Here is an 11,729-nt window from a genome sequence, read left to right on the forward strand (position 1 = left end):
TCATGCCTCTCATATTTTAACATATCCCGCTGCTTCCTACATTCACTTGAAAATGGAAAATATGTGACGGTTTTTTCACATTTTTGGAGAGCGAGGAATTCTCTCCGTGATCGCACCATTCTCATCCCACTTTACAGCACGATAAATACAATCATGGTAGAAAAAATACCACGTGTTGGGTTGTATCCATTTTTGCTTTTGAAAGATTGACGTCATCGGATAATCATCATAAGCAAGTACCCAAAGCGGGTTATGGTGCGCATGCGTCGGCATAATATCACCAATATGGTAAACTTTCTCACCGTCTTCTAAAGTGAGTTCAACTAGTGAATGACCATCACTATGCCCTCCAGTATGAACCATCCTTACACCATTTAAGATTTCGATTTCTTCTTTAAACGTTTTTACTTGGTGTTGAATTGGCTCCCAATTTTCGTTCCAATATGTATTTTGAGATCGGATGTTTGGATTTTTTAATTCGTTCCATTCTGTTTCTGATGTATATATAATAGCGTTTTCAAAAACCGGTATCAGCTTGCCATCTTCCCAACGAGAAAGTCCGCAGGCATGATCGAAATGCATGTGTGTCATAAGTACAATATTTATATCAGCGGTCGTTAATCCTTCTTTTGCAAGGCTTTTTTCAATTTGAGATTCTTCTGTAACTCCATAGTTCCTTCTTTGTTTATCTGTTAATTTCCCGGCACCTATTCCTGATTCAATCAAAATGTTTTTCCCATCAAATCCTTGAACGAGAATAGGTTCTGTTCTTAACTCAATTTGGTTTTTTTCGTTAACCGGATATTTCTTTTCCCACAATGGTTTAGGAACAACTCCAAACATAGCACCGCCATCCATATGTGTTACTCCACCATCTAACCATGTAAGCGTTTTAGTTCCGACCTTCCACTGATCCATTTTTCTCTCTCCTTTCTCTTTGTTACTCCTTACAAGTGTATCATAAGAACGATTGAACTGAAGAAAAGAAAAAACTCAAGCAGAGGCTTGAGTTTTTAAGAACGAAATTGCGCTTCCATTCTGTATATACGATATCCTTTTTCAGAGAACTTTTCTTCATACTCTGTCATAACGTTGTCTTCCATATTGCTTTTATGAAGATCCAGACTAACGTCATTAAAAAACATGCCGTACGTCGACATACTGTGAAGCGAGTACTCAAATAAACCTTGGTTATCCGTCTTGAAATGAATTTCTCCTGGTTTTTTTAGTATCGTTTCGTATCTTTTAAGAAAACTTTCATGAGTCAGTCTTCTTTTAGCATGCTTTTTCTTTGGCCAAGGATCTGAGAAGTTTAAGTAAACACGATCGATTTCTCCTGGCTCGAAGTAATCAAGTAAATGTGCAGCATCTGCTCGAATCAGTTTAACATTCGGCTTTTCGTCCTCCAGAATACGATCGAGAGCAGTGATAATGATGCTATCATAGAGTTCCATCCCTAAATAGTTGATCGATGGATTCTGATTCCCCATTCCGTTTATAAATTGCCCTTTACCTGTTCCTACTTCAATATGAATAGGGTTATCATTACCGAAGAAATAATGCCATTTCCCCTTCATTAGTTCAGGTTCAACGGAAACAAACTCTGGGTTGTCAACCAATTTATCTTTAGCCCAAGCCTTAAATCTTTGACGCATATTTTTTCCCCACTTTACTACTTTATAATCTTTATTATTATCCCATAAATCATCTTGTTTTTAAGGATATTTTTTTCTCAAATCCATAAGCTATGCAATGAAAGGATGTGCAGCAAATGCCATTAAATCACAATGATCAATTGCATATCATTAGAGACCTTCTTCAAGACCATTACACCGATTGTGCTGGTTCACCATCAGAATGTGCACAGCTAGAACGCCTTGCTGCACATTTAATGCAAAATGGTGAAGTTCATGAAGAAGTTAGGAACATATTGACCAATATCAACGAGTACAGCCATACTGGCTTTACTCATCAGCATTTGGATGAGCATATAACAAGCCATCTCCCACACTTAGAGACATGGATTAATACGATTCAGACGCATCACCCATATTAAGACACTATTCCCTAGGAAATAGTGTCAGATTAACTTCTATATTGTCAGCATTTAAATTGAACCTGCAAGTTTTTTTATATTTTCTGCAAATTGGGCAGTCTCTTTTGACTGTCCTTTTTCTTTATACCAGAAAAATGAGCTTATTGTTTGTGCCAAAACATACCAATGCATTCTTCTCTCTAAATGATCATCGAGTGTCTCGCCATAGATTCCAAGCCATTCTTCCCAGTTTTTATAAGGAATATAGCTGTAAAGCAGCATTCCTAAGTCCAGTGCAGGATCAGCTATCATCGCTCCATCCCAATCTATTAGGAACAGTTCGTTAGAATCACTTAAAAGCCAATTGTTATGGTTTACGTCGCAATGGCATACGACTAAATCGTCAACCTCAACTTCAGATGCAGTTTCCATCAGATAGGCAAACGAATCGTTGATGATTTCAAGATAGTCTTTTTCTTTACGCATTTGTAATTGAATATCATTTAAAAGATCAACAGGTGTTAATCTTTTCTTTTCAAGTCGATTCATCATACCGAGGAGCTCCTGCGAACGATGAATTTTAGATAAAAGTTCAGCTACATTTTCGCTTTTCATATCGGCTGCTTTCAATTCCCGACCGTTCAGCCATTGTTGAGCTGTGATTACATCTCCATTACCCAGTCTTTTCGTCCATAAGAGTTTAGGGACAATTCCCTCAGCTGAAAGAACAGCTAAAAACGGAGAGGAATTACGCTTTAAAAACAGTTTTTGGTTCCCATATTCAGCTATATATGCTTCTCCTGTTGCTCCACCAGCAGGGGAAACCTGCCAATCTTCTCCCAAAATCTGTTCCAAATTGTTCACCTTCTTGTCTAGTTAAAGATTCCGTTTTTTATTGATGTTCAATCAACAAAGTATATCATTTCCGTGTCAAAATAAATTACTGCGAAGTCATTATTTTAACACAAAAAAGCAAGAAAAGCACTTGATTCTTCATACTTTACAAACCTATAAACGATATAGCAGCGAAAAAGACAATGGGTGTAAGGTGTAACAATTAGAGCTTACTAATTTTTCACTGCATCTTTCATTTTCAACCATTACACTCCAGCTTTCTTGTTCAAGAGGGATATTTATAGGCTGTAAGGTTTGATTAAATAGTAATAAGGCTTTATTCCAATTCGACCTCTCCTCCATTTTATCGGTAAAAGGACGTTGTAATTTAAATCCGACCCCGCCATCTGGAATTCTCCATTCAACAAGCTCACTTCTATTATCACTAAAAATAGCCTGCTCTTTTCTTATTTTTATCAGTTGTCTAAAGTAAGAAACAGCATGATGATGCGACTCACATCTGTTCCAATTAATCGCATTGATCTTATCAGGAAGATTGTAGCTGTTTTCTGCTCCATGCTTCGTTCTAAAAAACTCTTGTCCTGCATGAATAAAAGGTACACCGCGTGCAAAGATCGTGAAAGCTAGAGCAAGCTGCTGGCGTTTTCTTCTCATGCTTTCACTTTCGTGCGGATGACGGATGGCCAGCAGGTCGTATAATGTATGATTATCATGACATTCTGTGTAATTAATGCTTTGATCAGCATTTAGGAATTTATCGTGATTTCCAGCGTACCCTCTCATCACATGAACCATTTGGTGTTTAATACGATCCTCTTGATTCCCATTTATAAAGCCACTATGGCCTTCTACAAAGATACTTCCTTTAACATGATCACGAAATGAATCATTAAAGAAAGAGTAGTCTGGCATCTTTTTCGCTGATGATAGGGAAGCTTTTTTCTCAGGTTCTAAATAAGTATTTAAATCCCAGCCTTCACCTAATAAAAACACTCCCGGATTCAATGATTTCAACTTTTCAGCAGCCAGATTCATTGTCTCTACATCATGTATACCCATTAGATCAAAGCGGAACCCCTCCACTTTATATTCGTTCATCCAATATGTGAGAGCATCAAGTATAAACTTTCTCATCATTTTTCTTTCTGAAGCTGTATCATTTCCAACACCTGTTCCGTTTACAGGTTTTCCACCATCATCATAACGAAAATAATAGCCAGGAACGAGCTTTTCAAACGATGACTCTTCCAATTTGTATACATGGTTAAAAACAACATCTAAAATTACAGAAAAACCGTTGTTCTGAAGACTTTGGATCAGCATCTTAAGTTCTTTAATTCTGCATACAGGGTCGTGTGGATTCGTGGCGTATGATCCTTCAGGTGCCAAAAAGTGGACAGGATCATACCCCCAGTTATATTCTTTATCCGCCTTCCTTTCATCAACACTTCCAAAGTCAGCGACAGGCATTAACTGTACATGACTTATTCCTAAACGCTTAAGGTAATTTAACCCTGTAGGATAGCCTTTTGAGGTTGTCGTTTGTAACTCTGTTAATCCTAAATACTTGCCTTTATTTTTGATACCGCTGTCAGAATGAATCGTAAAATCACGTACATGTACTTCGTAGATCATACTGTTCGTTTTCGAGCGCAGGTTTATCTTTCTTTCGGACCGATTCCAATCTGCTGGATCTGTTTCAGGAAGGTGAATCACTACCGATTTCTCACCATTTATCGTAACTGAACGGGAATACGGATCAGTCGTTTCCACCCATTCATGATTTACTCTTGCCAAATAAGTATACTCTGTTAAATGATGGTTGCCTTCTAATGTAATCTGCCACAATCCATTTTCAGTCCGATCCATCTTTCGCTCAGAATAAGAGTTTGAATGTGCAGGTTTGTACTTGAGTCTGATCTCATATGCAACGGGTGACCACACTTTGAATGTAGTGAACTCGGGTGTGAAGTTTGCACCAAGGACGCTATCATCATAAAAAAGGGTATCAAATTTCTCTGTTCTTACAATACTTCCTACCATTAAGGGGATTCTTTGCTCGTTATATACAATCCAATATTCCTTTTTCAGATCGAATGGTTTTGAGGTTTTGCACTTATAGATCATTTGTTCATGATAATGCTCTTGCTTATCAATAGTTAATGGCTGAACAGTCCCTTTGTCATCTATCAATGTAAGTGAAGGGATGATCGAAAAGGGCTTATTCGCTACAATGGTTATCATTGAAAAATCATCTATATAAGCCGCCAACGAAATGCTATCAATACTCATAAGTCACACCCCTTTGAATCGCTATTACATCATATTGAACTTAATTTGATTTTGTTATTCCTTTACATGAAAAAAGAGAGAGGGAAATTCCCCTCTCAATCAGCGGTTAAATATTTGTTTTTTAGTATTCTGACCGTGATGACAAGTGCAGCGTAAATAATCACCGGAACAATAATTCCGATCAGCAACTGGTCGTTCGTAATTTTTAATAGCCAATCTTCAACACTTGATTTCTTTTGAATCAAGGCAACCCAGAGTACTGCAAAAAGTGCGATATTAAAAAAATCTGTCCATTTCATCTTTATTCCCCACTCATTATTTTATATGTTTGAAATGTTTTTTGCTTTCCAGCCTTGTTTCTAATTTCTTTTGTGACAGTTGATTGGAGGGCAGGTGAGACACTTAAGAGTGAAACGTACGAATGTGGCTCACCGCCTGCCCCGCGGAAAGCGAGCACCAGGAACGGAAATCAACTCTTTTAAGGATTTAAAAGTCACTAAAAGAGACTTATATTTTCACAGCAACAGATGCGGGTTGTATAACCACTTCAACAGGTGTTGTTCCCTTGTATTCACCATCCGCATGAATCGCCACTGGCTGCTTCGTGAATACGGTGATTTCTTTTCCTCTCATTTGAGAAACACCTTGCACTTTCACATGCCCGCCCCAAAATACCGAAATAAAAAGCAGTAAAAGCTTTAAGAGTGATAGACTATGTACGACACAAACATCTAAAACACCGTCGTTGTATTTAGCTTCAGGGCAAATTTTCATGCCCCCTCCATAATAGGGCATGTTTCCAACAGCTACAAGCCAGACGTTGTGAAAAACATACTCTCTTCCGTCTATTTTCAACTCTATTGTACCGGGTTTATAAAACCTTAAAACTTTAAATAATGTGACTACGTATGCAAGCGTCCCTAATTTTAACTTATGTAAATACTTTTTGTATATTGCCTCATTTGTGTACTTTGCAACTTCTCCGTCTAGCCCAATACCAATAGCACTAATGAATGCATGACTTTTCTTGCTTCTTCCCGTTAATTGCATGGTCCCTGAATCGGTTTTAATCAGCCTGTTACGTTTTAGATAAGAGATTTGTGATTTAACACCTCTTATCTGTTTCGTAAGTACACGAACAATGTCATTCCCTGAGCCACCAGAAATGAAACCTAGTGGAATACTTTCATGATCTTTAATCCCATTGAACACTTCATGAATCGTACCATCACCGCCTACAGCAATAACAGCCTTGATTAAATCTTTGTTTATGTATGTGATCTTTTTTGCAATTTCAATTGCATGGCCACTATATTCTGTATAAAACGTTCTATAAGGAATACCTTCATGATCCATCGCTTTTTTTAACGAGTTAAACGTTCTTACAGCTTTTGCATTATTGGAGTTAATAATAAAAAAGTACTTTTTCATTCAGAGAGTCCTCGATTTATGGTTTTTAAAGAGTTTCGACAAAATTCTTTAAATACCTTCAAAATGAAACTCAGACTCATTGGACAACGGATCTTTTCTATAAAGAGAGTTTGTTACCCCTAAACTTAATAAGTCAGATACAAATTTTAATTGTTGACTTTTAATTGGCGCAGGATTTTGTTGAAGTTGCGCGTACCATTCTTTAAAGTTTCGCTTGTCTATATATGCAATCTTTCTCCAGTCATTTGAGAAGTCAATAAAAGCATGAGGAGCAACAATACAAGGTTTTAGGGATATCTGATTCTGATAAGGCTCCCAATATTCTCTGACCATTGAAATCATTCGTTCAAGACGAATGATTGGACTCAAAACCGTTTCTTTTTGATCAGAATCAACATTCTTCCAAAAGCGTTTGTTATTCTGTGCTTCCTGCCAAATGCCTTCCCCTGTCATCCATACAATCAGCCACACATCTGCTGGCCCCACTAAAATAACATCTAATTCAACACCAGCATTTTTTACTTGCAGCACTGGTTCATAAAACAAGAAGTAGTTATCAGGAACTTCTTGAATCATAAAACGCAGCGTTCGATTCTGAATATATTTCTTATCCCAATTTGATACTTCTTTTACCGTAGATGTAGCCCAGTTCATTTGATGAGTAAATAATCTATTTCGAAATTCTTTATGTATTGCATGTTGATTCAGATTTACTTTGTTCTGCTTAAAATCTTTCCAGCGATTTTCTTTAATTCTTGTAAATAATGACTGATAATGGTACAGGTTATTTTCGTAGCGTGAAACATAATCTTGTAATTTTACAAGCTGTGCCATTCCTTTTCCCCTCTCCTTTTATTATCTTAATGAAAAGGATTGTACAATTTTATATTTTGGCAGTTTCTCTATATGTGTTTCGTATATCAAGATTTGATCTGCCTTAAACTCTATATCATCAGCATATTGTTTCCACCATTCAGCCATATTCAGGGAACGGTCTATAGAGTCAATGTGTTTTCGTGCAAGTGTAATATGAGGAGCATATGGTCTTTTCTCTAAAGTAAAGCCTGCTTTCTCACATATATAAGCCACTTGTTTTTGCAGACGATATAAACTGTGTTGCTCTTCTACACCTGCCCAAAAAATTTTAGGGTTTTGTTTACTTCCGAAAAAACCAAAATGGTCGATGTTTAAAGAGAATTCATCATGTTTTGGGACCTCTTCTGTTAATAACTCATGTAGTTTATCCAGCTGCTGAGTTGATGCAGATCCTAAAAAGGCAAGGGTTATATGAAGATCCTCTAAATGTACCCATGTTTTAAAAGGATGATCCTTCTTGATAAGTTTACAGAATTCCGCAAGCCTTGCTTTCACTTCTGCAGGAAGCTTCACAGCTATAAAATGATGTCTTTGCATTACCAATCACACCGCCTTGTTTTATTTTAACAAATTTATTAATGTGTCTATCTGCTTTTTTACCACATCACTTATTTGTTATACTTGTAAAAGCAACGAAAAGGAGTGCAAATGATGAGAGTCGTTTCAAACATTGCTGATTTAATCGGAGATACCCCTATTGTGAAGTTAAACCGTCTTCCTCATAAAGATGGAGCGGATGTATATGTAAAATTAGAATATTACAACCCTAGCCGAAGCCTTAAAGACCGAGCTGCTTATAACATGATTATTGAAGCAGAAAAAAAGGGCTATCTTAAAGAAGGATCAACAATTATCGAACCTACTTCAGGCAACACTGGAATCGGCCTAGCCATGAATGCAGCAGCTAGAGGCTATAAATCCATCATCGTTATGCCTGATACGATGACAGAAGAAAGAATTAACCTGTTAAAAGCGTATGGTGCAGAAGTTGTTCTCACACCAGGTGAGGAAAAAATGCCAGGCGCAATAAAAAAAGCACGGAAACTTGCTGATGAGATTCCAAACAGCTACATGCCGATGCAATTTGAGAACCCTTCAAACCCAGATGCCCACCGAGGCAGTACTGCCGTAGAGATTAAAGAAGCAATTGAAGAGCTGAATCAGCACTTTACTGCTTTTATCGCACCAGCCGGAACTGGCGGTACGATTACAGGAACTGGTGAAACGCTAAAGTCATTCTTTCCCGAATTGACAGTTCATGTTGTAGAACCAAAAGGATCACCTGTTTTATCAGGTGGAAAGCCTGGAAAGCATAAACTTGTTGGTACTAGCCCTGGATTTATCCCGCCGATCTTAAATCAAAGTGTCTATGACGAAATTGTACAGGTCAATGACGAAGATGCTTATACCATCACGAGACGCCTTGCTTCAGAAGAAGGAATCTTAGTTGGGCCATCATCAGGAGCTGCCGTTTATGCAGCGTTAAAAATTGCCGAAAAGCGAAAAAAAAGCGATGTGGTCATTTGCATTACATGTGACTCAGGAGAACGTTATCTATCCAGCGATTTATTTCAATTTGAATAAAAAACAAGGCATCCCAAATCATGTGAGAGCAAGGGATGCCTTGTTTTTTTAAATGGACCTTTGGAGAAGAATACGTCCTTGAACCTCCATTCTGGAGAGAATAAGTACCATAAAAAGTCCTGCAAAAGACAGTGCTCCAAAGAATAAATACGTGTAGAAAATATTGTATTTATCAAAAATAACACCGCCTACAAATGTACAAAACCACGAGCCTAAGCCATTGCCAACAGCTGAGTAGATTGAAACGGCTGTAGCTCTCACTTCTTTAGGGGTATAGGACCGCAAATATTCCATTGCGGCAGGAATGAACAACCCTACTGAAAATCCTTGTAAAATCGTAGTGATCAGTATTACCTGATATGTTGGTTCAAAAAAATAGAACGTCCAGCGAAAAGCAGAAACAGCCGCTGCAAAGATCATGATGTGCATCATACCCCACTTGTTAATCGTCCGTCCAGCAAACTTCATAAACGGCGCTTCGCTTCCGGCCGCTATCAAGAAGGCTAATCCAACTCCTGCAAGTGTTCCGCCTGTTTCCTGAATATAAAACCCGAAATAAAAGTTGTTTGCAAAGATTGGACCAAACACTAAAAAAGTGGCGCAAAGAAAGATTAGATAAGAAGGCATTTTAACCAGTTGGTCAATTCCCTTTCTAAGGTCTGTCTTAAGCGACTGACTCTCTTTCGGCATTTTTACAACAAATAAAACACATACAGCAAGAACGGTTGAAAACATATAGAAAATAACGTGAATGCCGTAAACTTCTGCGAGTCTGCCCGCCAGATAAACAGCTACTGCAAATCCAACTGCCCCGAACAGTCTATAGTTTCCATATTGTTTATTTTCTTTTTGGACGTAATTTAAAAGGATACTGTCTGAAACAGGCACTAGTGCGCTTTGCATAAAGGAAAACACGACGAGTAGAGCAATAAGCCATACGTATGATTCCAAAAGAAAGATGCTATAACCAAATGCAGCAGTAAAAAGCAGGGATAAAACAAGCACTGAACGAGGTCGTCTGGAATAATCCGTTATAACACCCCATAAAGGTTGAGCAAAGATCATAACAACTGGACTGATCGACATTAAAGTACCAATCTCAGTCCCGCTCAGTCCTACTTCTTCTTTAAAGTAAACACCTAATAATGGGAACAAGCTCCCAAGACTAAAAAAACTCAGTAAATAAAAACCTTTTAGACTAATAGAGGTTTGATTAAACGTTTTAAACATGATGTACCCTCACTTACAACTATTTTGCCAATTCATAAATGGCTTGTGCATAGATCGCTGAAGCAAGAAGCAAATCTTCTACAAACATATGCTCATCCTTCTGATGCGCAACATCTTCCCTTCCGGGGAACAATGCTCCGAATGCTACACCCGTTTCTAATGAACGCGCGTAAGTACCTCCGCCAATGGCCATCAACTCACCTTTTTTGCCCGTTTGTTCTTCATACACTTTTTGCAGTGTTTTAATTAATGGATGGTTCTCTTCAACATAGTTAGGCGGATTGTTTTCAATCATTCTCATCGACCAATCACCTGAAATTGCTCTTTCTTTTAATATTCTCTCAATAACTTCACTATCGTGTGTAACAGGATAGCGTACATTCATCCCTATTTTTCCGCCTTCTGCTTCTTTAAAAACAATGACCCCTACGTTTACCGTTAATTTTCCGCTGGCTTCATCTTCCGCAGCAATTCCCAGTTTATTTCCGGTATGCTCCCCCGTCACATCTTCAAGCAAGTTAAGAAAAGTCTTAGCTTGTCCTGTAAAGGAGCAGCTGTTTAAAAATTCTCCAAGTAATAGACCTGCATTCATTCCTATTTCTGGTGTACTCCCATGCGCTGATTTACCTTTAACCTTTAGGATGAGTGCATCATTCTCAATTAAAGCCTGACACTCTATTCCCTTTGCCTTTCCAAAGGTTTCGAACGCTTGTTGCAGGTCATCCGATCCATTACCCTGGATTTTAGCTTCCGCTCGATCAGGTACCATATTTAAGCGCTCACCAGATTTGAAGGATATTAACTTCAACCCTTCATTTTCTGTGGTGTCACTTCCTTTAATACTAAATTCTACATCAAATATTCCCTTTTCAGCAGAGATGATTGGAAAATCAGCATCAGGAGCAAATCCGATTGATGGCATTTCTTCTTTCTTAAAATAATGTCTTACGCATTGCCAGTTACTTTCTTCATCACAACCAATGATCATTCTGACTCTCTTAGATAAAGGAAGCTGTAGTTCCTGAATGATCTTCATTCCATAGAACGCAGCCATTGTCGGACCTTTGTCATCGATCGCACCTCTTGCAAAGATTTTGCCATCCTTAACTTCTGCACCAAAAGGATCTACAGACCACCCTTCACCAGCAGGGACAACATCAACATGACAAAGAACACCTACGATATCATCTCCGCTTCCGATTTCAATATGTCCAGCAAACCCGTCCACATTCTTAATGGTCATACCGCTTTCTTTCCCAAGGTTTAGCAAATAAGTTAATGCCCTTTCGATTTCGGGTCCAAAAGGCGCACCTTCTTTCGCATTTTCCTCATCAAGAAGACTTGGAATGCGCAAAAGACCTTTTGTGTCCTCCATTAATTCTTCTTTTCTTACCTCAACTTCTTTTTTCCAATTGACCTGATTCAT

General features: G+C 38.1%; 12 protein-coding genes. 2 read left to right on the plus strand and 10 right to left on the minus strand.

Annotated features, from left to right (window positions below; all coding sequences use genetic code 11):
* Positions 1–75 precede the first annotated feature (75 nt).
* Positions 76–918: a YtnP family quorum-quenching lactonase gene (locus tag AWM68_RS15725; protein WP_066243882.1), complete on the minus strand. Its 843-nt coding sequence runs from the start codon at positions 916–918 to the stop codon at positions 76–78.
* Positions 919–1,013: 95 nt separating this feature from the next.
* Entirely contained in the window at positions 1,014–1,655 is a 642-nt protein-coding gene (gene trmB, locus AWM68_RS15730) for a tRNA (guanosine(46)-N7)-methyltransferase TrmB (protein WP_066243887.1), read from the minus strand.
* 116 nt (positions 1,656–1,771) lie between these two features.
* Between trmB and AWM68_RS15735 the strand changes: the two genes are divergently transcribed.
* Positions 1,772–2,056 carry a YtzH-like family protein gene (locus AWM68_RS15735; protein WP_066243890.1) on the plus strand — a complete coding sequence of 95 codons (285 nt, stop codon included), beginning with the start codon at positions 1,772–1,774 and terminating at the stop codon, positions 2,054–2,056.
* Positions 2,057–2,107: 51 nt separating this feature from the next.
* Here AWM68_RS15735 and AWM68_RS15740 read toward each other — a convergent pair whose 3' ends face one another.
* The 6 genes from AWM68_RS15740 to thpR form a co-directional block, all read right to left on the minus strand.
* Positions 2,108–2,890 carry a phosphotransferase family protein gene (locus AWM68_RS15740; RefSeq protein ID WP_066243894.1) on the minus strand — a complete coding sequence of 261 codons (783 nt, stop codon included), beginning with the start codon at positions 2,888–2,890 and terminating at the stop codon, positions 2,108–2,110.
* Positions 2,891–3,043: 153 nt separating this feature from the next.
* Positions 3,044–5,182: a type I pullulanase gene (gene pulA / locus AWM68_RS15745; protein ID WP_066243896.1), complete on the minus strand. Its 2,139-nt coding sequence runs from the start codon at positions 5,180–5,182 to the stop codon at positions 3,044–3,046.
* A gap of 95 nt (positions 5,183–5,277) precedes the next feature.
* Positions 5,278–5,481: a hypothetical protein gene (locus AWM68_RS15750; RefSeq protein ID WP_066243899.1), complete on the minus strand. Its 204-nt coding sequence runs from the start codon at positions 5,479–5,481 to the stop codon at positions 5,278–5,280.
* Positions 5,482–5,689: 208 nt separating this feature from the next.
* Complete coding sequence (locus tag AWM68_RS15755) at positions 5,690–6,613, minus strand: diacylglycerol/lipid kinase family protein (protein WP_066243902.1); 924 nt, start codon at positions 6,611–6,613, stop codon at positions 5,690–5,692.
* Positions 6,614–6,661: 48 nt separating this feature from the next.
* Complete coding sequence (locus tag AWM68_RS15760) at positions 6,662–7,447, minus strand: hypothetical protein (RefSeq protein ID WP_066243904.1); 786 nt, start codon at positions 7,445–7,447, stop codon at positions 6,662–6,664.
* Between the two features lie 21 nt (positions 7,448–7,468).
* Positions 7,469–8,026, minus strand: coding sequence for an RNA 2',3'-cyclic phosphodiesterase (gene thpR, locus AWM68_RS15765; RefSeq protein WP_066243907.1), 558 nt, complete (start codon positions 8,024–8,026; stop codon positions 7,469–7,471).
* Positions 8,027–8,137: 111 nt separating this feature from the next.
* Between thpR and cysK the strand changes: the two genes are divergently transcribed.
* A complete protein-coding gene (gene cysK / locus AWM68_RS15770) occupies positions 8,138–9,073 on the plus strand; it encodes a cysteine synthase A (protein ID WP_419865593.1) in 936 nt (311 codons plus the stop codon).
* A gap of 48 nt (positions 9,074–9,121) precedes the next feature.
* Here the strand turns inward: cysK and AWM68_RS15775 are convergent, their stop codons facing one another.
* Both AWM68_RS15775 and pepV read right to left on the minus strand, forming a co-directional pair.
* A complete protein-coding gene (locus AWM68_RS15775) occupies positions 9,122–10,303 on the minus strand; it encodes an MFS transporter (protein WP_066243911.1) in 1,182 nt (393 codons plus the stop codon).
* Between the two features lie 19 nt (positions 10,304–10,322).
* Positions 10,323–11,729 (minus strand): dipeptidase PepV, encoded by a 1,407-nt coding sequence (gene pepV / locus AWM68_RS15780; RefSeq protein WP_066243914.1) that lies wholly within the window; start codon positions 11,727–11,729, stop codon positions 10,323–10,325.

This window comes from Fictibacillus phosphorivorans, from assembly GCF_001619875.1.
GTDB lineage: Bacteria > Bacillota > Bacilli > Bacillales > Fictibacillaceae > Fictibacillus > Fictibacillus phosphorivorans_B.